This is a genomic window from Alteraurantiacibacter aquimixticola (genome assembly GCF_004965515.1).
Classification (GTDB): domain Bacteria; phylum Pseudomonadota; class Alphaproteobacteria; order Sphingomonadales; family Sphingomonadaceae; genus Alteraurantiacibacter; species Alteraurantiacibacter aquimixticola.
Window position 1 is genome coordinate 1,236,482 of record NZ_SSHH01000001.1, and the last position, 21,442, is coordinate 1,257,923.

22 protein-coding genes and 2 tRNA genes are annotated in these 21,442 nt (G+C 62.9%); 19 read left to right on the forward strand and 5 right to left on the reverse strand.

Going from position 1 to position 21,442, the window contains the following annotated elements; genetic code table 11:
• Positions 1-2 precede the first annotated feature (2 nt).
• Together lon and E5222_RS05700 are read left to right on the forward strand one after the other, a co-directional pair.
• On the forward strand, positions 3-2,387 hold the full coding sequence (gene lon / locus E5222_RS05695; protein WP_136692717.1) for an endopeptidase La: 2,385 nt from the start codon (positions 3-5) through the stop codon (positions 2,385-2,387).
• Positions 2,388-2,638: 251 nt separating this feature from the next.
• Positions 2,639-2,911 (forward strand): HU family DNA-binding protein, encoded by a 273-nt coding sequence (locus E5222_RS05700; RefSeq protein ID WP_136692718.1) that lies wholly within the window; start codon positions 2,639-2,641, stop codon positions 2,909-2,911.
• Between the two features lie 98 nt (positions 2,912-3,009).
• Here E5222_RS05700 and E5222_RS05705 read toward each other — a convergent pair whose 3' ends face one another.
• Together E5222_RS05705 and rlmB are read right to left on the reverse strand one after the other, a co-directional pair.
• Positions 3,010-3,858 (reverse strand): hypothetical protein, encoded by an 849-nt coding sequence (locus E5222_RS05705; RefSeq protein WP_136692719.1) that lies wholly within the window; start codon positions 3,856-3,858, stop codon positions 3,010-3,012.
• Positions 3,859-3,884: 26 nt separating this feature from the next.
• Positions 3,885-4,679 carry a 23S rRNA (guanosine(2251)-2'-O)-methyltransferase RlmB gene (gene rlmB, locus E5222_RS05710; RefSeq protein WP_211196093.1) on the reverse strand — a complete coding sequence of 265 codons (795 nt, stop codon included), beginning with the start codon at positions 4,677-4,679 and terminating at the stop codon, positions 3,885-3,887.
• Positions 4,680-4,823: 144 nt separating this feature from the next.
• On the opposite strand from rlmB, the gene E5222_RS05715 reads away from it, so the two are divergent.
• The 3 genes from E5222_RS05715 (at position 4,824) to E5222_RS05725 (ending at position 6,851) form a co-directional block, all read left to right on the forward strand.
• A tRNA-Tyr gene (locus tag E5222_RS05715) sits at positions 4,824-4,909 on the forward strand.
• A gap of 308 nt (positions 4,910-5,217) precedes the next feature.
• A complete protein-coding gene (locus tag E5222_RS05720; protein ID WP_136692721.1) occupies positions 5,218-5,967 on the forward strand; it encodes a phosphatidylserine decarboxylase in 750 nt (249 codons plus the stop codon).
• A 122-nt stretch (positions 5,968-6,089) separates the two neighbouring features.
• Positions 6,090-6,851 (forward strand): CDP-alcohol phosphatidyltransferase family protein, encoded by a 762-nt coding sequence (locus tag E5222_RS05725; protein WP_136692948.1) that lies wholly within the window; start codon positions 6,090-6,092, stop codon positions 6,849-6,851.
• On the opposite strand, the gene E5222_RS05730 is transcribed toward E5222_RS05725, so the two are convergent.
• Entirely contained in the window at positions 6,787-6,999 is a 213-nt protein-coding gene (locus tag E5222_RS05730; protein WP_136692722.1) for a hypothetical protein, read from the reverse strand. The two genes, E5222_RS05725 and E5222_RS05730, sit on opposite strands and share 65 nt — an antisense overlap.
• A gap of 342 nt (positions 7,000-7,341) precedes the next feature.
• Here E5222_RS05730 and rpsB point away from each other — a divergent pair, with 342 nt between their 5' ends.
• The 12 genes from rpsB to rpmE all read left to right on the forward strand — a co-directional run bounded on the left by rpsB (position 7,342) and on the right by rpmE (position 18,820).
• Entirely contained in the window at positions 7,342-8,130 is a 789-nt protein-coding gene (rpsB, locus tag E5222_RS05735; protein ID WP_136692723.1) for a 30S ribosomal protein S2, read from the forward strand.
• 81 nt (positions 8,131-8,211) lie between these two features.
• Positions 8,212-9,138, forward strand: coding sequence for a translation elongation factor Ts (gene tsf / locus E5222_RS05740; protein WP_136692724.1), 927 nt, complete (start codon positions 8,212-8,214; stop codon positions 9,136-9,138).
• A gap of 190 nt (positions 9,139-9,328) precedes the next feature.
• Positions 9,329-10,051 (forward strand): UMP kinase, encoded by a 723-nt coding sequence (pyrH, locus tag E5222_RS05745; protein WP_136692725.1) that lies wholly within the window; start codon positions 9,329-9,331, stop codon positions 10,049-10,051.
• A 1-nt stretch (position 10,052) separates the two neighbouring features.
• On the forward strand, positions 10,053-10,610 hold the full coding sequence (gene frr, locus E5222_RS05750; RefSeq protein ID WP_136692726.1) for a ribosome recycling factor: 558 nt from the start codon (positions 10,053-10,055) through the stop codon (positions 10,608-10,610).
• A 31-nt stretch (positions 10,611-10,641) separates the two neighbouring features.
• Positions 10,642-11,322, forward strand: coding sequence for a polyprenyl diphosphate synthase (gene uppS, locus E5222_RS05755; RefSeq protein WP_136692727.1), 681 nt, complete (start codon positions 10,642-10,644; stop codon positions 11,320-11,322).
• The gene (locus tag E5222_RS05760; protein ID WP_136692728.1) at positions 11,309-12,076 is read left to right on the forward strand and encodes a phosphatidate cytidylyltransferase; all 768 of its coding nucleotides are present in this window, start codon (positions 11,309-11,311) and stop codon (positions 12,074-12,076) included. The genes uppS and E5222_RS05760 overlap by 14 nt, the downstream gene beginning before the upstream one ends.
• A complete protein-coding gene (locus E5222_RS05765; RefSeq protein WP_136692729.1) occupies positions 12,073-13,227 on the forward strand; it encodes a 1-deoxy-D-xylulose-5-phosphate reductoisomerase in 1,155 nt (384 codons plus the stop codon). Before E5222_RS05760 ends, E5222_RS05765 begins: the two co-directional genes overlap by 4 nt.
• Positions 13,228-13,231: 4 nt before the next feature.
• Positions 13,232-14,356: an RIP metalloprotease RseP gene (gene rseP / locus E5222_RS05770; RefSeq protein WP_246021549.1), complete on the forward strand. Its 1,125-nt coding sequence runs from the start codon at positions 13,232-13,234 to the stop codon at positions 14,354-14,356.
• Between the two features lie 169 nt (positions 14,357-14,525).
• On the forward strand, positions 14,526-17,231 hold the full coding sequence (bamA, locus tag E5222_RS05775) for an outer membrane protein assembly factor BamA (RefSeq protein ID WP_136692730.1): 2,706 nt from the start codon (positions 14,526-14,528) through the stop codon (positions 17,229-17,231).
• Positions 17,231-17,920: an OmpH family outer membrane protein gene (locus E5222_RS05780; protein WP_136692731.1), complete on the forward strand. Its 690-nt coding sequence runs from the start codon at positions 17,231-17,233 to the stop codon at positions 17,918-17,920. Before bamA ends, E5222_RS05780 begins: the two co-directional genes overlap by 1 nt.
• A 24-nt stretch (positions 17,921-17,944) precedes the next feature.
• Positions 17,945-18,403, forward strand: a complete 459-nt coding sequence (gene fabZ / locus E5222_RS05785) for a 3-hydroxyacyl-ACP dehydratase FabZ (protein WP_136692732.1) — start codon at positions 17,945-17,947, stop codon at positions 18,401-18,403.
• 189 nt (positions 18,404-18,592) lie between these two features.
• The gene (gene rpmE, locus E5222_RS05790) at positions 18,593-18,820 is read left to right on the forward strand and encodes a 50S ribosomal protein L31 (RefSeq protein WP_136692733.1); all 228 of its coding nucleotides are present in this window, start codon (positions 18,593-18,595) and stop codon (positions 18,818-18,820) included.
• 63 nt (positions 18,821-18,883) lie between these two features.
• Here rpmE and E5222_RS05795 read toward each other — a convergent pair whose 3' ends face one another.
• On the reverse strand, positions 18,884-19,342 hold the full coding sequence (locus E5222_RS05795) for a GFA family protein (RefSeq protein ID WP_136692734.1): 459 nt from the start codon (positions 19,340-19,342) through the stop codon (positions 18,884-18,886).
• Positions 19,333-19,965 (reverse strand): prolyl hydroxylase family protein, encoded by a 633-nt coding sequence (locus E5222_RS05800; RefSeq protein WP_136692735.1) that lies wholly within the window; start codon positions 19,963-19,965, stop codon positions 19,333-19,335. Before E5222_RS05800 ends, E5222_RS05795 begins: the two co-directional genes overlap by 10 nt.
• A 203-nt stretch (positions 19,966-20,168) precedes the next feature.
• Here E5222_RS05800 and E5222_RS05805 point away from each other — a divergent pair.
• Positions 20,169-20,245 (forward strand) — tRNA-His (locus tag E5222_RS05805).
• Between the two features lie 44 nt (positions 20,246-20,289).
• The gene (locus E5222_RS05810) at positions 20,290-21,372 is read left to right on the forward strand and encodes a Glu/Leu/Phe/Val family dehydrogenase (protein ID WP_246021550.1); all 1,083 of its coding nucleotides are present in this window, start codon (positions 20,290-20,292) and stop codon (positions 21,370-21,372) included.
• The last annotated feature ends 70 nt before the right edge of the window (positions 21,373-21,442 follow it).

The following is a 21,442-nucleotide window of genomic DNA, read 5'->3' on the forward strand; positions in this document are numbered from 1 at the left end:
ACATGACTGCATTCCCCCTCCTTCCCTTGCGCGACATCGTCGTGTTTCCCGGCATGGTCGTCCCGCTCTTCGTGGGGCGCGACAAGTCGGTGGCGGCGCTGGAAGCGGCGATGGATGGTAATAAGGACATCTTCCTGCTCTCGCAGCTGGACCCCTCTTGCGACGATCCGGAACAGGACGACCTGTTCACCGTCGGTACGGTGGCGCAAGTGCTGCAGATGCTGAAGCTGCCCGATGGTACCGTGCGCGTGTTGGTCGAAGGCAATGCGCGCGCCGAAATGACCGAGCTGCGCGAAACCGAAGGTTTCGTCATGGCGCAGACGCGGATGCTGGACGAAGAGCAGGTTGAAACGGCTGAAGCGACGGCGCTGATGCGCTCCGCGCTCGACCAGTTCACCGACTATGCCAAGCATTCCAAGAAGCTGCCCGAGGATATCGAGGAAGAGCTGGCGAAGATCGAGGATCCGGGCCAGCTGGCCGATGCGATCGCCGGAAACCTGTCCGCCAAGGTCGCCACCAAGCAGCAGGCGCTGGCGGAGACCAATCCGCTCAAGCGGCTGGAAATGGTCTTCTCGATCATGGAAGGCGAGCTGTCCGTCCTGCAGGTGGAGCGCAAGATCCGTGGCCGTGTGAAGCGGCAGATGGAGAAGACGCAGCGCGAATACTATCTCAACGAACAGCTCAAGGCGATTCAGTCCGAGCTGGGCGGCGGCGATGGTGAGGATGGCGACGAGATCGCCGAGCTGACCAAGAAGATCGAGGAGACCAAGCTCTCCAAGGAAGCCAAGACCAAGGCCGAGACCGAGCTCAAGAAGCTGCGCTCCATGCAGCCGATGAGCGCGGAAGCGACCGTCGTGCGCAACTATCTCGACGTGCTGCTGGGCCTGCCCTGGGGCAAGAAGTCGAAGCTGAAGAAGGATATCGCCAAGGCGCAGGACGTGCTGGATGCCGATCACTATGCGCTGGACAAGGTGAAAGACCGGATCATCGAGTACCTTGCCGTTCAGGCGCGTACCAACAAGCTGAAAGGCCCGATCCTGTGCCTCGTCGGCCCTCCCGGCGTGGGCAAGACCTCGCTTGGCAAGTCGATTGCGCGGGCGACTGGGCGCGAGTTCATCCGCCAGTCGCTCGGCGGTGTGCGTGACGAGGCCGAGATTCGCGGCCACCGCCGCACCTATATCGGCTCCATGCCCGGCAAGATCGTGTCGAACCTCAAGAAGGCGGGCACCAGCAATCCACTGTTCCTGCTCGACGAGATTGACAAGCTGGGCCAGGATTTCCGCGGCGATCCGGCTTCGGCGCTGCTCGAAGTGCTCGATCCCGAACAGAACTCCAAATTCCAGGACCATTACCTGGAGCTGGATATCGACCTGTCGGACATCATGTTCGTGTGCACCGCGAACAGCCTCAACCTTCCGCAGCCGTTGCTCGATCGCATGGAGATAATCCGGCTGGAGGGTTACACTGAGGACGAGAAGGTCGAGATCGCCCAGCGTCACCTGATCGCCAAGCAGGTGGAAGCGCATGGCCTCAAGGAAGGCGAATTCAGCCTGACAGAAGAGGGGCTGCGCGACCTGATCCGTTACTACACTCGCGAGGCCGGCGTGCGTACGCTGGAGCGCGAGATTGCGCGCCTGTGCCGCAAGAGCCTGCGCCAGATCTTGGAAGGTGAGACCAAGAGCGTGACCGTCACGCCCGAAAACCTCGCCGAATTCGCCGGAGTGCGCAAGTTCAAGCATGGCATGTCGGAAGAAGAGGCACAGGTTGGCGCGGTGACGGGTCTTGCTTGGACTTCGGTCGGCGGCGAGCTGCTGACGATCGAAAGCGTGACCACGCCGGGCAAGGGTGAGATCAAGACCACCGGCAAGCTGGGTGAGGTGATGAACGAGAGTGTCGCTGCCGCCTTCAGCTTCGTGAAGGCGCGGGCGCCTGCCTATGGCATCAAGCCCAGCCTTTTCCAGCGCAAGAACATCCATATCCACCTGCCCGAAGGGGCGGTGCCAAAGGATGGCCCCTCAGCCGGTGTCGGCATGGTCACCTCCATCGTCTCGACACTGACGGGTGTCTCCGTGCGACCGGACATTGCGATGACGGGTGAGGTCACCTTGCGTGGCCGCGTGCTCGCCATTGGGGGCCTCAAGGAGAAGCTGCTTGCGGCGCTGCGCGGCGGGATCAAGACCGTGCTCATTCCCGAAGAGAACGAGAAGGACCTCGCCGAGATTCCGGACAATGTGAAGGAAGGTCTGGAGATCATCCCGGTGTCCCATGTCGACCAGGTGCTGGAGCACGCGCTGACCGCGCTGCCCGCTCCGATCGAATGGACCGAGGCGGACGACCTCGCCAGCCAGCCGCATCCGGCACCGGCACCGGGCACCACCGCGCACTGATCGATCGCGCCGCCGCTTGCTGCGACGCAGCGAATCGCGCCTGCCCCTGTCGACAAGGGCGGGCGCGGAGCGGCGGGATCGTTCCAGTCTGAAGCGATTTGGCTCTATCGGCCCGAAAAATGCTAGGATTCCGCCTTTCAACGGGGCTTTGGCCCTAGACAGGGCGCGGAAAACTCGCTCAATTCCCACGCAATCGCGACGCGATTTGAAAACAGTCGAACGACAACACCAGTGAGGGGGTTTTCCAGACAATGAACAAGAACGAGTTGATCGGAGCCGTCGCGGAATCCAGCGGCCTCTCGCGCAATGATGCGACAAAGGCTGTGGAAAGCGTGTTCGACACCATCACCGGCACGCTGTCGAAGGGGGACGAAGTTCGCCTGGTCGGCTTCGGAACGTTCTCGGTTGCCAAGCGCAAGGCGTCCACCGGCCGCAACCCGCGCACCGGCGCACCGATGAAGATTCCGGCCTCCACCCAGCCCAAGTTCAAGGCGGGCAAAGGCCTCAAGGACGCGGTGAACTGATCTGCGATTTGCGCGCGCAGCCGCAATGGTTGCCGCAATAAAGAAGGGCCGCTTCCGACGAGGAAGCGGCCCTTTTCTTTTGCCGTCGGGTCGGCGTTTTAGTGTTCGATCACCAGCAGGGCCGTGGGCGCGGCGGTGGTGCCCGGTTCGATCTGCCATTCGAGAAGCTGGCCGCCGGCAGCGGGCTGCGGCCCCTCATCGGTGTTGTTGGCGAGGATCGTCGCGTCGGTGACGATCCGAAACGTGCCTTCCATCTGCGGCATGTCGGGCATGGTGGCGGCTTGGGAGCCCTTGCCGCCCTTTGCACTTCCCGCTTCGGCGGAGGCTGCGGCCATGCCGGTCATCATCATCGCCTGGAATGGATTGCCGCCCTGGGCCGCAAAGCCCGGTGCCGCGATGCGCACACGGTCTTCGTCGCGAAGTGAGGCGGAGACAAAGACATTGCCCGTGGGCATGTCCTCGAGTGTCGGGAAGGCGAAGTCATGCGTCAGGCGGCTGGAAATGGCGAAGTCCACGTCGAACAGGCCATTGCCGAGATAGGTCACGCTGTTCCATCCGGTCTGGCGTTCCAGCTTGGCCGCGAATTCCCCGGCAGCCTCGGGGTCGGACAGGTCCATGCCGCCAAGGAAGGCCTGCATCATCGCGGCTTCCTCATCCTGTTCGGAGCGGCGCTCGTTGAGCTCGACCTGCGTGCAGGGGCGCTCCTCGAAGCTGCCCTCGTCATAGCACGGCTTGTTCATTTCCGAGGCCTCAGCCATTTCGGCAAGATCGCTCAGCGCCAGCATAAAGATCTCGCCGTCATAGGCAAAGCTGAAGGCGCCCGACTGGCGGACGTCCATCGTTGCGGTGAACTGGCCCGGCGTCATGAAACAGCCGGACAGGGCGAGGGCGGAGCCGAGCGCCAGCACGGTCTTTCCGGCGGCGAAGGCGATGCGAAGAACGGTCATTGTCGGGGTCTCCCGAATTACGTGAATCAGGTCGCGCGCATCGCCGCTGCATAAAGCGCGATGGCGGCCGCATTGGACACGTTCAGGCTTTCCATTGCGTTACTGATCGGCAGACGCGCCAGATTGTCGCAATGGGCGGCGATATTATGCCGCATGCCTTCGCCTTCCGCGCCCAGCACGATGGCGACAGGGCCGGCGGGCAGGGCGGAGGCGAAATCGTCCTCTGCTTCCCCGGCGAGGCCGATGCGCCAATAGCCGGCCTCAGCCATCTCCTCCAGTGCGCGCGACAGGTTCACCACCCGCACCCACGGCACGATTTCCAGCGCGCCCGAGGCGGATTTCGCCAGCACGCCGCCTTCGGGCGGGGCGTGGCGGTCCTGCGTCACGATGGCGGCGGCGTTGAAGGCCGCGGCGGAGCGCAGGATTGCGCCTACATTGTGCGGATCGGTCACCTGGTCGAGCACGACGAGGGGGCGGGCCGGATCGCCATCCATTACTTCTTCAAGGTGCAATTCCTCCAGCGGCTCGCATTCCAGGACAAGGCCCTGATGCGGGGCATCGCGCGCGACGAGGCGTTCAAGGTCCTGCGGCCCTGCATATTCGAGCGGGAAATCGGCCGGCAATTCGCCATCGAGCGATTCGACGCCCTCGTGCGTTGCCCACAGCTTGCGGTGCTGGCGGTCGGGATTCTTGAGCGCCGCTTCGACCGCGTGCCGGCCCCACAGGCGCACATGCCCCTGCGTGCTGCGACCCGATCCGCGCCCGCCCTGCATCCGGCCCGCACGGCCGCGCAGCTTCTTCTCTTTGCCTCGTTTACCCATGGTAATTCCTTCTTTCCGGCGGCTCCTGCCAGCACGGCCATTGACAGGCAAGCGTCGCTTCGCCATTGGGGCGCCTCTCGGCCGGAGGGGCGGTGCCAATCGCCCTTCACTTTTTGGGGTTCGTTCCCATTTCCGGCATCCGGTGGACAGGTGGCCGAGTGGTTAAAGGCAGCAGACTGTAAATCTGCCCGCGCAAGCGTACGCTGGTTCGAATCCAGCCCTGTCCACCACCGGAACCTTCCATGCATCACTGACCGTTGCGACAGGCGCATTCGTGCCTGAACCAGCGTATCGAACCGTCAGGTTCGACGCTGGTTCGGAGGCGGAGCGTAGCGGAGACGTCCAGAGCGAAGCAGCGGACAATCCAGCCCTGTCCACCACCGCCGCCTTTCCCGGACAATCAAAGACCTAGTCAGGCGCAACCGCGTCTGAACTGGTGGACTCCGGCCCTGTTCACCATCGCTGTCTCCACAATCCGGTGTCGTTGGTTACCGCCTACTGCTTGTGCGGTGCGTTCCTTGTCCCTAGATGCTGCAGCATGGCAGGAGAGCTTAAAGACAATCGCGGGCGGGGGGATGCCGAATGGCGTTGGCCCGCGATCCACCCCGAAGGCCGCAAGTTCGGCCTTATCGGTATCGCCGCATCGGCCGTTGTGCTGCTGGGCCTCGACTGGGAGATTATCGGCTGGCCGATGCTGGGCCTTTCGGCCTTCGTATTCGCCTTCTTCCGCGATCCCGAACGCGTGGTGCCGCAGGCGGAGAACCTGATCGTCTCGCCCGCGGACGGGCTGGTCTCACTGATCAGCGAAGTCCCGCCGCCGCCCGAATTGCAGGGCGATGACGGCAGCGGGCGCGGGCTGGGCAGTGAGCCGGTGACGCGCATCTCGATCTTCATGTCGGTGTTCGACGTGCACATCAATCGCGCCCCGGTGGCCGGCACGGTGCGGCGCATCATCTACTTGCCGGGACGCTTCCTCAACGCCGATCTTGACAAGGCAAGCGAGGAGAATGAGCGCCAGCACATCCTGATCGAACGGGCGGACGGTTTGCCGATCGGCTTTACGCAGATCGCCGGCCTGGTCGCACGCCGGATCGTTCCCTTCGTCAAGCCGGGCGACCTGGTGGCTGTGGGGCAGCGCATCGGCTTGATCCGCTTTGGCAGTCGGGTCGACGTCTATTTGCCTCGCGGGACCGATTCCAAGGTGCTGCTGGGCCAGCGCGTCATCGCGGGCGAAACGATTCTCGCCGAGACCGGCAAGCAGGGGCTGCTCGAAGGCGTCAGCCTGTGAGCGAGCCGACCGACGATGAAGGGCTGGAGCCCGAGGACAACACCGAGGCCGAGTGGATTGGGCCGCGCGCGAGCGAGGATGATCCGCCCGAACCGGCGCTCCGCAAGGGCAGGGGTCTGTCCATGCGTGCGGTCATTCCCAACGCCATCACCGCCGCTGCGCTGTGTTCAGGGCTGACGGGTATCCGTTTCGCAATTGTCGGTGATTGGGAAAAGGCGCTCTACGCCATCGTGCTGGCGGGCGTCCTCGACGGGATCGATGGCCGCATCGCGCGGCTGCTGAAAGCGCAATCGCGCTTCGGGGCGGAACTCGACAGCCTCGCGGATTCGTTGAGCTTCGGCATGGCGCCGGCGCTGGTGCTGTTCCTGTGGTCGCTGCAGGACCTGCCGCGTTTCGGCTGGTTCGCGGCGCTTGGTTTCGCGATCTGCTGCGCACTGCGCCTCGCGCGTTTCAATGCCCAGATCGATACGGAGGAACAGCCGCACAAATCGGCCGGTTTCCTCACCGGCGTGCCTGCTCCGGTAGGGGCGGGGCTCGCATTCCTGCCGATGTTCTTCTGGCTGGCGAGCGGTGAAGACCTCTTCCGAGACGAATTGCTGGTGGCCGGCTGGACCGTGCTGATCGCCGTGCTGATGATCTCCAACCTCGCGACGCTCAGCTGGGCGTCGATCCGGCCGGGCAAGGACATCCGCCTGCCGGCGATCGCGCTGGTGGGAATGCTCTTCGCAGCTCTGCTGACGGAGCCGTGGTGGACGCTGGCGCTGATCTGCGTGATCTACCTGGCGCTGATGCCGGTGGGCGTAATCCGCTATGCGAAGGTCAAGCGGCAGCGAAAGGCCGCTGCGGCGCGAAGGGAGCGCGACCCGCTCGACGCGACCGGCTGACCTTGCGGCCCGTGGCGGCATCGAGCCGCACCAGCTCTTCCATGATTTCCTGCCCACGCGTCATTCCGCGAGCGATACCCCATGCCACGGCAGCTAGCGCAACGAAGGCGGCGAAACCGAACAGCAGCGAGATGGCAATAGCGGTCATGGTCGTCTATCCTCAAGCTCTCGGCCGCGGGGCGTACCGATCATGGTGGCAAGGAGAAATGCGGGCTTTCGTTCCCGTGTTCCCAATCTGTTCCTTCTTGTTCACATTTCGTTCCGGCCTGTCAAGCCGCTTTTCGCGCAAGCATCGCATTTCGCCTTTTGGGGCTGGTAATCCGGGGCACTTGCCGCTATGCGCCGCGGCGTCGTTTCCCCTTGGGCCATTCCGGTCCATGGTCAGAGCGGCAAATTCACATGGAAGGCACACATACCGGTGCCGCCTGCGGAGATTGACTTCGCGGCCGGTTCCCCGCCTTCCAGAGGACTAACCGGAAAGGAATTCCCTATGGCGGTACCCACCGTCACCATGCAGCAATTGATCGAGGCCGGCGCACATTTCGGCCACCAGACCCACCGCTGGAACCCGCGGATGAAGCCGTATATCTTCGGCGCCCGCAACGGTGTTCACATTATCGACCTGTCGCAGACCGTGCCGCTGATGGCGCGCGCGCTCGACTTCGTCGCCCAGACCGTCCGCGCAGGCGGCAAGGTGCTGTTCGTCGGCACCAAGCGCCAGGCGCAGGAGCCGATCGCACAGGCCGCGCGTGCCAGCGGCCAGCACTTCGTCAACCACCGCTGGCTGGGCGGCATGCTCACCAACTGGAAGACGATTTCGCAGTCGATCAAGGAACTCAAGAGCCTCGAAGAGAAGCTCTCGGGCGACATGCACGGCCTGACCAAGAAGGAAATCCTTCAGCTGACCCGCAAGAAGGACAAGCTGGAACTGTCGCTGGGCGGTATCCGCGACATGGGCGGCATTCCGGACGTGATGTTCGTGATCGATGCCAACAAGGAGGAACTGGCGATCAAGGAAGCCAATGTGCTTGGCATTCCTGTTATCGCCGTTCTTGATACCAACGTCGACCCGACCGGTATCGCCTTCCCCGTTCCCGGCAATGACGACGCCAGCCGCGCCGTGCGCCTGTATTGCGATGCGATCGCACAGGCCGCGACCAAGGGCGGTGCCGACAATGTGGCGGATTCGGGTGCCGATATCGGCGCCATGGACACGCCGCCCGAAGAAGCGGCCGTGGCCGAGGAAGCTCCTGCTGCCGAAGCCGCTGCTGCCGAGTAAGGCGCGCGTCACAATCGCAAGTTAGCGCGCCGGATCCCTTCGCGGGTCCGGTGCCCGTATAGAATACAAAGGAGCAGGCAGATGGCTGCTTATACCATCGCTGACGTAAAGAAGCTGCGCGAGATTTCGGGCGCGGGCATGATGGACGCCAAGAAGGCTCTTGAAGAAGCCAATGGCGACATCGAGGCCGCAGTTGACGCTCTGCGCGCCAAGGGCCTTGCCGCCGTCCAGAAGAAGTCCAGCCGCACCGCGGCAGAGGGCCTGGTCGGTGTTGCCGTGACCGGCACCCGCGGTGTCGCGGTCGAGGTGAACTCGGAAACCGACTTCGTTGCCAAGAACGACCAGTTCCAGGACTTCGTTCGCAAGACCACCGAGGTTGCCCTGGGTGTGGACGGCGACGATGTCGAGGCGCTGAAGGGCGCTGCCTATCCCGATGGCGGCACCGTGTCGGACAAGCTGACCAACAATGTCGCCACCATCGGTGAGAACCAGCAGGTTCGTCGCATGAAGACCGTTGAGGTCTCCAACGGCGTCATCGTGCCCTACATGCACAATGCCGCTGCGCCGAACCTCGGCAAGATCGGCGTGCTCGTTGCGCTCGAATCCGAAGCCGGTGCCGACGTGCTTGAAGCGCTGGGCAAGCAGCTGGCGATGCACATCGCCGCTGCCTTCCCGCAGGCGCTGGACGCCGACGGCCTCGACGCCGAAGTGATCGAGCGTGAGCGCAAGATCGCCGCGGAAAAGGCTGCCGAAAGCGGCAAGCCTGCCGAAGTGCAGGAAAAGATGGTCGATGGCGCCATCAAGAAGTTCGCCAAGGAGAACGCTCTCCTCAGCCAGCTCTTCGTGATGGACAACAAGACCCCGATCGCCGACGTCGTGGCGAAGGCCGGCAAGGAAGCCGGCACGTCCATCGTGCTGAAGGACTATGTCCGCTTCCAGCTCGGCGAAGGCATCGAGAAGGAAGAAAGCGACTTCGCCGCAGAAGTCGCAGCTGCCGTCGGCGGCTGATCCTTCGCCTTTCCAGGCGAATCGCAATCAAGGCGGCCGGGGTGACAGCGTCACTCCGGCCGTTTTGCTTTGTAGAGCACCGTGCAAATCTGGCGCATTCCCGGGAAGTTGCACGGCAACTCTCTTGGCACCTGTCCGCACCACTCTATAAGGGCGCATCCCGTTTCGCGCACAGAGGTCACGCCACGCCATGCTGCTCCCCAATTCCAAGCGTATCCTGCTCAAGCTTTCGGGCGAGGTGCTGATGGGCGAGCAGCAGTTCGGCATCAACCAGGAAACCGTGGCGGAGCTGGCACGAGAGGTGAAGGCGGCCAAGGATACGGGGCTGGAAATCTGCCTCGTCATCGGCGGCGGCAATATCTTCCGCGGCATGGCGGGCGCGGCCAAGGGGATGGACCGCGCGCAGGCCGATTACATGGGCATGCTGGCGACCGTGATGAACGCACTCGCCATGCAAAATGCGCTGGAGAACCTTGGCGTCCACACCCGTGTGCAGAGCGCCATTCAGATGGATGCGGTGTGCGAGCCGGTGATCCGCCGCCGGGCGGAACGGCACATGGAAAAGGGGCGCATCGTGATCTTTGCCGCCGGCGTCGGCGCGCCCTATTTCACCACCGATAGCGGGGCGGCTTTGCGCGCGGCGGAAATGCAGTGCGGCGCGCTGCTCAAGGGGACCAGCGTGGATGGGGTCTATGACTCAGATCCCAAGAAGAACCCCGATGCAAAACGTTTCGATACAGTCACCTACGACAAGGTACTGGCAGACAATCTGAAGGTAATGGACGCTTCCGCCGTGGCCCTGTGCCGCGATAACGAGATCCCCATCGTGGTGTTTTCGATCCGCGAAAAGGGCAATCTCGCACGTGTGCTGGCGGGCGAAGGCGTGCAGACGATAGTGCAAGGGAACAAGTGACATGGCGAAATACGACAAGGCCGATATCGAACGCCGCATGGCTGGCGCGGTCGAGAGCCTGAAAGGCGACCTGGGCGGCCTGCGCACCGGGCGCGCCAATGTGGCCCTGCTCGATCCGGTGATGTGCGAAGTCTATGGCGCGATGATGCCGATCGGTCAGGTGGCGACCGTTTCCGCCCCCGAACCGCGCATGCTGAGCGTGCAGGTGTGGGACAAAGGCAATGTGATCGCGGTGGAGAAGGGCATCGCTCACGCGAATCTCGGCCTTAACCCGATGACCGACGGCCAGACGATCCGCCTGCCTATGCCCGACCTGACCGAGGAGCGGCGCAAGGAGCTGGCCAAGCTGGCCGGCAATTATGCGGAAAAAGCCAAGATCGCCATCCGCAACGTCCGTCGCGATGCGAACGAGGCGCTGAAGGAAGACGAGAAGAAGAAGGAAATTTCCGAGGACGATCGCAAGCGGATGGAAGAGGAAGTACAGAAGCTCACCGACAAATATGTCGCGGAGACTGACACTGCCGCTGCGAACAAGGAGAAGGAAATCATGACCCAGTGATCGTGACCCTGGTGGCGCACGGGTCCCTGAAATGACGGACGTATCCATCCCTCGCCATGTCGCCATCATCATGGATGGCAATGGCCGCTGGGCGAAGAAACGCCACTTGCCGCGCGCGATAGGCCATCGCGAGGGCGGGGAGGCGGTGCGCCGCACGGTGAAGGCGTGCGAGACGCTGGGGATCGAGTGCCTGACGCTCTATGCTTTCTCCAGCGAGAACTGGAAGCGCGATGAGGAGGAGATTTCCGACCTCATGTCGCTGATGCGCCGCTTCATCGAGGCCAATCTCGATGACATGGTGGAACAGGGCGTTTGTCTGAAGATCATCGGCGATTACAAGGCTTTCCAGCCGGATATTGTCGAAAAGCTTGAACATGCGCTGGCGAAGACCAGCGGCGGGACGCGCACGCTGGCGGTGGCGCTCAATTACGGCTCACAGCAGGAAATCGCCCGCGCTGCGGCAAAGGCTGCGGCGGAAGGCGAAGTGAGCGTGGAGAGCATCGAGGCGAACCTCGATACGGCCAACCTGCCGCCGCTCGACCTGCTGATCCGGACCAGCGGCGAAGTGCGGTTGTCGAACTTCCTCTTGTGGCAATCGGCCTATGCCGAAATGCTCTTCCTGGACGTGCTCTGGCCCGATTTTGGCGAGGACCACTTGAAGGCCGCACTGGACGAATTCGCACGGAGGGAGCGGCGTTATGGCGGACGGTGAAGCGGCACCGGCTACGGCGAAGAAGTCCGATCTCGGTGTTCGGACGCTGTCGGCCATTGTCATGCTGCTGGTGGCGGGAACGGCGCTGTGGCTGGGCAACCCCTTCTGGGCGCTGTTCGTCCTCGTCGTCTGTGCGGCCTGCTTCGGGGAGTTCGCCCGGCTGGTTTGGGCGGCGACGGACAAGAGCCTGTTTCGCTATCCGGCGCTAATCCTTGGCGCGGCCTATATCGGCGGCGCAGGGGCCATCCTTGCCAGCCGGCGTGACTGGATGGGGCAGATTTCCCAGCCGCTCGACAATCCGCCTGCCCTGTTGACGATGCTGCCGGTGCTGGCACTGGTCGGTACGGTGATCTGCACCGATGTCGGCGCCTATTTCGCCGGGCGGTCCATCGGCGGACCGAAGATCGCGCCGCGCATCAGCCCGTCCAAGACCTGGGCGGGGCTGATCGGGGGCATGACGGCGGCGTCCTTGTGGGCGGTGGCGATGTTGTATCTCGAAAACAGCCTGTGGGACTATGCGATCGAGCTGCCCACGCAACATGTCCTGCTGCTCGCCGCAAGTGGGGCCTTGCTGGCCGTCGTGGCGCAGACGGGGGACTTCTTCGAGAGCTGGCTCAAGCGCAAGGCGGGGGTGAAGGATAGTTCCAATCTCATTCCCGGCCATGGCGGCGTGTTCGACCGTGTGGACGGACTGCTGCCCGTGACCATTGCCAGCCTGATCGCGCCGTTTCCGCTGGGCGGCTGGTACGTATGACCCGCTCCATCACCATCCTCGGCGCCACGGGCTCCATTGGCGCCTCCACGCTCGACCTGATCCGCTGGGAGCGGGACAAATGGGACGTAAAGGCGCTCACCGCCAATTGCTCGGCGAAGGAACTGGCGGCGCTGGCCATCGAATTCGACGCGGAATTGGCGGTTGTGGGCGACGAAACCTGCCTGCCTGACCTGCGCGAGGGGTTGTCCGGCACCTCGATCCAGTCCGCCGGTGGCTCGCAGGCGCTGTGCGAAGCAGCGGCGCTGGGCGCGGACGTCACCGTTGCGGCGATTGTCGGCTGCGCTGGCCTCGCGCCGGTAATGGCCGCCGTGGAGCAGGGCAAAACCATCGCGCTCGCCAACAAGGAGGCGCTGGTCTCCGCCGGCGATATCCTGATGGACGCGGTGAAGCGCCACAGCGCTACGCTGCTCCCAACCGACAGCGAGCATAATGCGATCTTCCAGTGCCTTGAGGGCAATGACCTTGCCGATGTGCGCTGGATTACACTCACTGCCAGCGGCGGGCCATTCCGCACCTGGAGCCACGAGCAACTCGCCGAGGCGAAGCGCGAACAGGCACTGAAGCATCCGAACTGGGATATGGGCGCCAAGATCACCATCGACAGCGCGACGATGATGAACAAGGGGCTGGAGTTCATCGAGGCCTGGCATCTCTTCCCCGTCGGCCTCGACCGCCTGCGCATCGTCGTCCACCCGCAGAGCGTGATCCATTCGATGGTCGAATATCGCGACGGATCGACGCTTGCGCAGCTCGGGCCCAGCGACATGCGTGTGCCGATCGCCTCCTGCCTCGCTTATCCGGAGCGTATGGATACGGCCTGCAGGCCGCTCGACCTCCCGACTATCGGCGAACTCAGCTTCTTCGCCCCTGACGAGGACCGTTTTCCTGCCACGAAACTGGCGCGCGAGGCGGCCGTGGCGGGCGGGGCGGCGCCTGCCGTCCTAAATGCCGCGAACGAGGTAGCGGTGGAGGCTTTCCTCAAGGGTAATGCTACGTTCACCCAAATTTCGGCAATTGTCGCCAGAACCCTCGACAAAGAGCTGCCGCGCGCACCGACAAGCCTCGATGAAGTGCTTGCCGTCGATGCCGAAGCGCGCCAGCTTGCCATGACCATGCTGGAGCCTGCCTGACCTAATGCCCGAAGCGCTTGAATCCGTATCCCCGTGGATGATGATTGTCGGTTTCCTGCTTGTGCTGGGACCTCTGGTGACGCTGCACGAGCTTGGCCATTACCTCGTCGGACGCTGGTTCGGCGTGAAGGCGGATGTGTTCTCGATCGGTTTCGGCAAGGAATTGACCGGCTGGACAGACAGGCGCGGAACGCGCTGGCGCATCTCGGCGCTGCCATTGGGCGGCTACGTGCAGTTTGCGGGCGACATGAGTCCGGCCAGCCAGCCGAGCGAGGAATATCTCGCCCTGCCTGAGGAGGAGCGCGCCAAGTATTTCCAGGCCAAGCCGCTGTGGCAGAAGGCACTGATCGTGGCGGCCGGTCCGGTGACCAACTTGCTGATCGCCGTAGCTATCTTTGCCGGCTTCGCCATGGCCTTTGGCATGCCCACCACGCCGCCGGTCATTGACGGATTTTCGGAGGATTCGCCGGCGCTTGCTGCCGGGCTGGAAGAAGGCGACCGCATTGTCGCCATCGACGGCGATCCGATCGACGATTTCCAGCAGGTGCGCGAACATGTGATCGCCTTTCCCGGTCACACCATTTCGCTGACCTATGAGCGCGACGGCCAGACGGCTACCGTGCCTATCACGATCGCTGCGGTCGACATGGTGGACCGCTTTGGCAACAAGTCGCAACTCGGGCGTGTGGGCATTTCGTCAGGCGCGGGCGAGTTGGTCCCGGTCGGTCCGGTCGCCTCCATCGGATTCGGTTTTCAGGAATGCTGGACTGCGACCAAGATGATGGTCACCGGAATCTGGCAGATCATCACTGGCGAACGCTCGGTCGAAGAACTTGGCGGACCGATAAAGATTGCCAAGTTTTCGGGCGAACAGCTGAGCCTCGGCTGGCTTGCCTTCATCAATTTCGTCGCCTTCATCTCGCTTAATTTGGCATTCATCAACCTGCTGCCAATCCCCGTCCTCGACGGCGGGCACCTGGCATTTTATGCGGCAGAAGCAATCCGCCGCAAGCCAGCAAGTCCCCGCAGTCAGGAACTGGCGTTCCGCACCGGCATGGCATTCGTGCTCGCGCTGATGTTGTTCGTCACGATTATCGACATTGCCTCGTTGCCGATATTCGGAAGCTAGGCGGGGAAAAGGATCACACTGACGGCGTATTCCCGCCCTGATCGCTTGATCGCAAGGTGAGCATCGGGCAAGGGGCGCTCTTTACCGTGCGGTTGAATGTATCTGGGCCCGTGGGGTCGGGCCGCACAGCCGCAAGGTCACTGGCGTAATGCCGTTGGAAATGGATGGGATGATGAGTTCCAGCGCGAACAGCACAAAAGCTTCGCATTTTGCCGCAGCCCTTCTGGGATGCACGATTCTGGCCGGTATGCCGGCAAGCGCCATGGCTCAGGATGCGGAGGTTCAGGCGGAGGCTGAGGCGATCGCGCCTGCCGATGCACAATCCGAGTCTTCGCCCGCTCCTGCAGCGACGCAGGAACAGGGCGATGTGATCCGCACGATCACTGTCGCCGGCGCCCAGCGGCTCGAGCCCGATACGATCATCAGCTATATCCAGCTGCGCGTCGGCCAGGTTTATACGGCAGAGCGCGCCGACCAGGCGCTGGTCGATCTCGCCGCGACCGAGTTGTTCGCCGACTTCGGGATCGAGAACAACGATGGCAATATCCTGATCACGGTCGAGGAAAACCCGATCATCAATCGCATCATCTTCGAAGGCAATCGCCGCCTCGACGATGACGAGATCGTCGAAGAGATCAATCTCTTCCCGCGCCAGATCTTCACCCGGAGCCGCGTTCGCGCGGACGTGGCGCGCATCATCGAGCTGTACAAGCGCCAGGGCCGCTATGCCGCCGTGGTCGAACCGCAGATGGTGATGCTGGACCAGAACCGCGTGGATGTGATCTACGAGATCACCGAGGGCCCCAAGTCCAAGGTCCGCCAGATCAACATCATCGGCAACGAGGCCTTCTCCGACGGCGACCTGCGCGGGGAAATGGTCACCAAGGAAGCCGGCTTCTTCAAGATCTTCAGCTCCAACACCAGCTATGACCCGGACCGGCTGCAATATGACCAGCAGCTGCTGCGCCAGTACTACCTGACCGAAGGCTATGCCGACTTCCGCGTCGTCTCCGCCGTGGCCGAGCTGACGCCCGACAAGCGTGACTTCATCATCACCTATGTGCTGGAAGAGGGCGAGCGCTACCAGTTCGGCAATGTCGAGGTGATCAGCCAGCTGCGCGATTTCGATAGCGATCTGCTGACCGCATCGCTGGGGATCAAGGAAGGCGACTGGTATAACGCGACGCTGGTCGACGACACGATCGAGCGGCTGACCGAGACCGCCGGCACCTATGGCTATGCCTTTGCGCAGGTGCGGCCCGAATTCTTCCCCGATCGCGAAACACGCACCATGGATGTGCGCTTCACGCTGACGGACGCGCCGCGTGTCTATGTCGAGGAAATCGACATCAACGGCAATACGATCACCCAGGACAAGGTGATCCGCCGCGAATTCCGCATCGTGGAAGGTGATGCCTTCAGCTCGCTGCAGGTGCAGCGTTCCACCGCACGCATCAACTCGCTGGGCTACTTCCAGGAAAACTTCGAGATCGAGCAGGTCGAGGGCAGCGCGCCCGACCGCATCATCCTGCAGGCCAACCTGCAGGAAGAGCCGACCGGCGAACTCTCGCTCTCGGCCGGTTTCTCCTCGCTGGAAAGCTTCATCTTCCAGGGCTCGATCCGGCAGAACAACTTTCGCGGCCGTGGCCAGACGGTGGGCCTGTCGCTAAACTATTCGCGCTATTCGCGCTCGGGATCGGTCAGTTTTACCGAACCCTACCTGTTCGATCGCAACATCTTCGCCGGCGTGGACATCTACCGGCAGGATTACAATAACGGCTATTTCAACCGCGAAAGCGCGACCTACGACCAGTCGACCACGGGCATCAGCTTCAGGGCCGGTGTGCCCCTCACCGAATATCTCTCGGTGATCGGGCGTTACACGCTCAATTTTGAGAATGTCACGATCGACGAGAGCCTGTTCTTCGACGATTTCGACGGTGATGGCGTGTCGCAGTGCGAACCGATTCTCGCCGGCCGTTACCTGTGCGAAGCGATCGGCAAGCGCACGCAGTCGATCCTCGGCCTGTCGATGGTCTACAACACGCTCGACAGCCGCCTGCGCCCCACGCGCGGCGAAGTGGCAGGTATCGACGTGCAGTTTGCAGGTCTTGGCGGCAGCACGCGCTACCTGCGTGCGTCGGCCAATGCAGCCAAGTACTGGAACCTGGGCAGCCAGTTCATCTTCTCGGTCCGGGCTGAGGCTGGTGCAATCCACGGCCTGGGCCAGGATGTCCGCCTGACCGACCGCTTCTTCCTCGGCGAACCGGACATGCGTGGCTTCGACATTCGCGGCATTGGCCCGCGCGTGGTGCGCCGCCCCTATATCCAGAACGACGAAGGCGAGTTGGTGCTTCGTGACCTGGACGACAAGGCAAACCAGGACGATGCGCTGGGCGGCAAGTATTACTACTTTGGCCGCGCCGAGCTGGAAATTCCGCTGGGCACCGGCGCCCGCGAACTGGGCCTGCGCCCGTCGATCTTCGTCGATATCGGCTCGGTCTTCGGGATCGAAACGCCCACCTTGGTTCAGAGCCCGCCGCCCGATGGCCTGTTCATCCCGCGCCTGAACGAAGATGGTCTCGCCACCTTCCAGCAATTTGTCCGCAACGATGCCGGCGATGTTACCGGCGTGGAGGTGGTCACCAATCCGATTGCTCCCGATGGTTCGGTCAACACGCCGATCGGCCGTCGCTTCGATCCGTTCCAGGAAGATTTCTTCGGCGATTCGCCGAAGCCGCGCCTGTCTGTCGGCATCGGCGTGAACTGGAACTCGCCCTTCGGTCCGTTCCGGATCGACCTCGCCCATACGCTGCTCAAGCAGGAAGGCGATGAAACCAAGATCCTCTCATTCAACGTAGGAACAGCATTCTGATGTTTAGCAAGACTTCCAAGTCCGCCCTGGCCGCGACTGCCCTTGCCGGTGTGTCGCTGGCCCTTTCCGCTGCGCCCGCACAGGCCCAGATCAACGGCATGGCTTCCGCCGATATCGGCGTGGCCGTTGCCGGCTCCCAGCCGCTGCAGAGTGGCTACGAACAGATCCGCACCACCTACCAGGCGCAGATCACCCAGGCCGAACAACTGGTCCAGCAGCGCCAAGGCCTGATCCAGCAACTCGACACAAATGGCAATGGCCAGCTTGACGAGGCTGAACAGGCCGCGCTCAACGACAGCAATCCTACCGTTCAGCAGATCAACACGATCGACCAGCAGATCGCGCAGGTTCAGGCACCGATCCAGCTTGCTCAGCTCTATGTTGTGAACCAGGTCGGCCAGCAGTACGCGCCTGCTTCCCAGCAGGTGATGTCGGATCGCAACATCCAGATCATGCTGGCGCCCGAAGCCATCGATTTCGCCGCGGACGGCATCAACGTCACCCCAGCTGTGATCGAGGCAATCAATGCCCGTCTGCCGAACGTGTCGATCACGCCGCCGCAGGGCTGGCAGCCCAACCAGGCGACCATCCAGCTGATGCAGCAGGTGCAGCAGGTCCGCGCGATCGTTGCCGCGCAGCAGCAGCAGGCAGCCGCTCCGGCCGCCAACGGTGCAACGCCGCCGCGTTGATCTGAAGAGAGAAGGGGCAGGGCAGTGAGCGACGTCGAGACGCCATATGACATCACGCGCATCCTCAAGGCCCTGCCGCATCGTTACCCGATGCTGCTGGTCGACCGGGTGGCCGAGCTGAAGAAGGGCGAGGAGATCACCGCGATCAAGGCGGTGAGCTTCAATGAAGACTTCTTCCAGGGTCATTTCCCCGGCCGCCCGATCATGCCGGGCGTGCTGCAGGTGGAAGCGCTGGCGCAGGCCGCAGGCATCCTCGCAGTCGAGACGCTGGGCCTCGCCGGCAGCGGAAAGCTCGTCTATTTCATGGCGATCGAGAACGCGAAGTTCCGCGCCCCGGTGGAGCCGGGCTGCCTGCTCGAGCTGAATGTCGGTTTCGTCCAGCAGCGGGCGAAGGTCTGCAAGTTCTGGGGCAAGGCCAGCGTCGATGGCAAGGTAACCTGCGACGTGCAGTTCACTGCCATGATCGCCGACGCGCCTGATTGATCTTTGTGCAGGCTCATCCGGGCCTGCATCCTCGCTGATGTTCCCTCCGCTTCGCTTCGGGGCAGCTACGGGAGGGCCTTTGGCCCGTTTACTGTTGCAAAAAGGCACGTGCATCGCTAAGCGCGCGCCTTTCCGAGATTACCAACTGCAGGGCCGGTCGGAACCGGCCAGACGCAAAGGACATATGCCATGAAGGCCGATACGCATCCCGATTACCACATGATCACGGTCAAGATGACCGATGGTACCGAATTCCAGACGCGCTCCACCTGGGGTAGCGAGGGCGATACGATGAACCTCGAAATCGACCCGACCAGCCACCCGGCATGGACCGGTGGCCCGCAGCGCCTGCAGGACGGTGGCCGCGTGGCCAAGTTCAACCAGCGTTTCGGTGGCCTCTCGCTGAAGAAGAAGTAAGCGACAGCGCTATCTGCGAACAACAAAGGGCGGTCCTGCGGGGCCGCCCTTTTCGTTTGCGGCCTACCAGCCTTCCTTGTGCCATTTCCCGTCGGGTGAAGGGGTGAAATGCAGCGTTCCCGAAAGGCGGCGCTCGCCATTATTGTCGAGCGAGTGGTGCTGGCCGTCATTCACCGGCACATCGACGAAATCCTCATAGACCCGCACGCCTTCCAGCGTTGCCGCGCTGATCGCGTATTTGTCCGGGTCGGAGCGGGCCTGGTGGAAGCAGTGAATGCCGCACTTGCTGCAGAAATGGTGCTTCGCCACGCCCGTGTTAAAGCTGTAGCAGGAGAGCGAATCCGTGCCTTCGGTCACCGTCACCGCCTCCAGCGGGACATAGACCATTACCGCCCCCTTCATCGCACACATCGAGCAATTGCACCGCGAACCGGACAGCTCCCCGCTGGGAAACCGCGCTTCATATTGCACCGTGCCGCAGTGGCATGATCCCTTGCGAATAGTCTCCACGTTCACCCCCATTCCCTTTCGCGATACCACTTGGTGATCACATATTTCACGCCCTTGCGCACCTTCATGCCGTGATGGAGCGTGTTGGGATTGGGCCGCCCGTCCAGGCGCTTGTTGTTCCAGCACACCAGCATGCCCTTTTCGGGCTGGAAGGTCTTGCCGATCACCTTGAAACGCGTGCCGCCGCCGGCGGAGACATCGTTCAGATAGATCATGAAAGTCCAGGTGCGATTGCCCGCGATCGAGCAGAACTTCTCGAAATCCGTACCGCCCGGCTCGAAATAGTCGGTATGCGGTTTGAACTCCTGCCCCACGTCATAGCGCTGGCCCTGCACCGGCTCGCCATGAGCGGGCTCGATATGGTTGAGCGCGGCGAGGCGCTGTTCCAGCTCCTGCACAGCTGGTTCTTCTGCCGATAGATCGCAGGTTTCGCTTGTGCGGAAGTAGTTGTCGCCATTGGGATCGGCGATGGTGGAAGGGCGGCGGTCCTTTTCCACCAGCGCGATCAGTTGATCGCACAGTGCAGGCGACAGGAAGTCGCGGCGGAAGAACAGTTCCAGCCGCTCGCTCGGCACGCGGCGGATGGCAGGATCGGCCTGCAGGATGTCGGCGGATGTCTCTCCGGGATTCGGCATGGAAACGGTGATAATGTGCGGCTGCGGACAGGCAAGCGGGAAAGGGCCGGGCAAGAATCTTGCCGTAAGCGCCATTCCGCGCAATTTTTCCTTTGCAATCGGCCCCGCTTGTGCAAGAGGCGCTCGCCTGCGCGATAAGCCGCTTGACCGGCTGGCGCAGGCCCCTAACAGCCACGCATCCAGGCATGCGTGCATGGGATATGGCGATCGTAGCTCAGTTGGTTAGAGCGCCGGTTTGTGGTACCGGAGGTCGGGGGTTCGAGACCCCTCGATCGCCCCATTTCCCCCTTGCATAGCTGCCCGCAACAACGGCTTTTCAAGGGCATGCACATGGCGACTTCCGGCGCGGCTTTCTGGACTTCCCCCGATTGGGACGAGCATGAACGGGTGGAGCTGGTGCATGACCGCGCCAGCGGCCTTACCGCGATCATCGCCCTCCATTCCACCCATTGCGGCCCCGGCGCGGGCGGCACGCGTTTCTGGCATTATGCCGATCCCGCCGCCGCGATGACCGATGCGCTGCGCCTCAGCCGCGGGATGAGCTACAAGAACGCCATGGCCGGCCTGCCGATGGGCGGGGGCAAGGCGGTGGTGCTGCTCGACAAGAATCGCTCCAAGACCGCCGAAATGCTCGCCGCATTCGGCGATGCAGTGGAAGCTTTGGGCGGTAAATATGTGACGGCGGAAGATGTCGGGGCGAGCGAGGCGGACATGGTCGCCATTTCCGAGCGAACGCAGCATGTCTGCGGCCTGCCGGTCGCCGATGGCGCTGCCGGCGGCGATCCCGGGCCGTTTACCGCACAGGGCATCTATCTCGGCATTTGCGCCGCTGTCGAACACAAGCTGGGCAAGGGTAGCGTGAATGGCGTGCATGTCGCACTGCAGGGCTGCGGCAGCGTGGGCAGCGGCGTCGCGCGCCTGCTCGCCGCCGACGGCGCGAAGCTGACCGTGGCCGACATCGACCCAAAGCGGGCCGAGGCACTGGCTAGCGAGGTCGAGGGCAAGGCTGTCGCCGCCGATGCGATCATGACCACGCCTTGCGACGTTTTCAGTCCCAATGCGCTTGGTGCGATTCTCAATGCAGAGGGAATTGCCGGGCTCGATTGCGCGATCGTGGCGGGCGGTGCCAACAACCAGCTCGCCAAGCACGGCGATGGCGAGGCGCTGGCGGCGCGCGATATCCTTTATGCGCCGGACTATGTCATCAATGCCGGCGGCATTATCAATGTAAGCCTGGAATATCTCTGTCGCCGCGAGATGCGCGAATGCACTGCGGGGCAGGTGCAGGAGCTGATTTCCCACATCCCGCGCCGCCTCCACGAAATCTGGCAGGAAAGCGCCACTTCGGGCGAGGGCGCGCATATCGTGGCCGACCGCATGGCACAAAAACTGATCGGACGCGGCTGACCGGCAAAATCGCGCCATTTCCCTTGAGATAGCTTGTCGCACCTGCCAAAGGGACAAACGCAATTTCGCG

Excerpts from the sequence above, each read along its gene's own strand:
- bamA (WP_136692730.1), top strand. The coding sequence starts at position 14,526 with ATGATGAGTTCCAGCGCGAACAGCACAAAAGCTTCGCATTTTGCCGCA.
- E5222_RS05705 (WP_136692719.1), bottom strand. The coding sequence starts at position 3,858 with ATGACCGTTCTTCGCATCGCCTTCGCCGCCGGAAAGACCGTGCTGGCG.
- E5222_RS05725 (WP_136692948.1), top strand. The coding sequence starts at position 6,090 with ATGCGTGCGGTCATTCCCAACGCCATCACCGCCGCTGCGCTGTGTTCA.
- E5222_RS05800 (WP_136692735.1), bottom strand. The coding sequence starts at position 19,965 with ATGCCGAATCCCGGAGAGACATCCGCCGACATCCTGCAGGCCGATCCT.
- E5222_RS05730 (WP_136692722.1), bottom strand. The coding sequence starts at position 6,999 with ATGACCGCTATTGCCATCTCGCTGCTGTTCGGTTTCGCCGCCTTCGTT.
- E5222_RS05760 (WP_136692728.1), top strand. The coding sequence starts at position 11,309 with ATGGCGGACGGTGAAGCGGCACCGGCTACGGCGAAGAAGTCCGATCTC.
- E5222_RS05795 (WP_136692734.1), bottom strand. The coding sequence starts at position 19,342 with ATGGGGGTGAACGTGGAGACTATTCGCAAGGGATCATGCCACTGCGGC.
- uppS (WP_136692727.1), top strand. The coding sequence starts at position 10,642 with ATGACGGACGTATCCATCCCTCGCCATGTCGCCATCATCATGGATGGC.
- lon (WP_136692717.1), top strand. The coding sequence starts at position 3 with ATGACTGCATTCCCCCTCCTTCCCTTGCGCGACATCGTCGTGTTTCCC.
- E5222_RS05780 (WP_136692731.1), top strand. The coding sequence starts at position 17,231 with ATGTTTAGCAAGACTTCCAAGTCCGCCCTGGCCGCGACTGCCCTTGCC.
- rseP (WP_246021549.1), top strand. The coding sequence starts at position 13,232 with ATGCCCGAAGCGCTTGAATCCGTATCCCCGTGGATGATGATTGTCGGT.
- frr (WP_136692726.1), top strand. The coding sequence starts at position 10,053 with ATGGCGAAATACGACAAGGCCGATATCGAACGCCGCATGGCTGGCGCG.
- E5222_RS05765 (WP_136692729.1), top strand. The coding sequence starts at position 12,073 with ATGACCCGCTCCATCACCATCCTCGGCGCCACGGGCTCCATTGGCGCC.
- rpmE (WP_136692733.1), top strand. The coding sequence starts at position 18,593 with ATGAAGGCCGATACGCATCCCGATTACCACATGATCACGGTCAAGATG.
- E5222_RS05810 (WP_246021550.1), top strand. The coding sequence starts at position 20,290 with ATGCACATGGCGACTTCCGGCGCGGCTTTCTGGACTTCCCCCGATTGG.
- rpsB (WP_136692723.1), top strand. The coding sequence starts at position 7,342 with ATGGCGGTACCCACCGTCACCATGCAGCAATTGATCGAGGCCGGCGCA.
- E5222_RS05720 (WP_136692721.1), top strand. The coding sequence starts at position 5,218 with ATGGCAGGAGAGCTTAAAGACAATCGCGGGCGGGGGGATGCCGAATGG.
- pyrH (WP_136692725.1), top strand. The coding sequence starts at position 9,329 with ATGCTGCTCCCCAATTCCAAGCGTATCCTGCTCAAGCTTTCGGGCGAG.
- rlmB (WP_211196093.1), bottom strand. The coding sequence starts at position 4,679 with ATGGGTAAACGAGGCAAAGAGAAGAAGCTGCGCGGCCGTGCGGGCCGG.
- tsf (WP_136692724.1), top strand. The coding sequence starts at position 8,212 with ATGGCTGCTTATACCATCGCTGACGTAAAGAAGCTGCGCGAGATTTCG.
- E5222_RS05700 (WP_136692718.1), top strand. The coding sequence starts at position 2,639 with ATGAACAAGAACGAGTTGATCGGAGCCGTCGCGGAATCCAGCGGCCTC.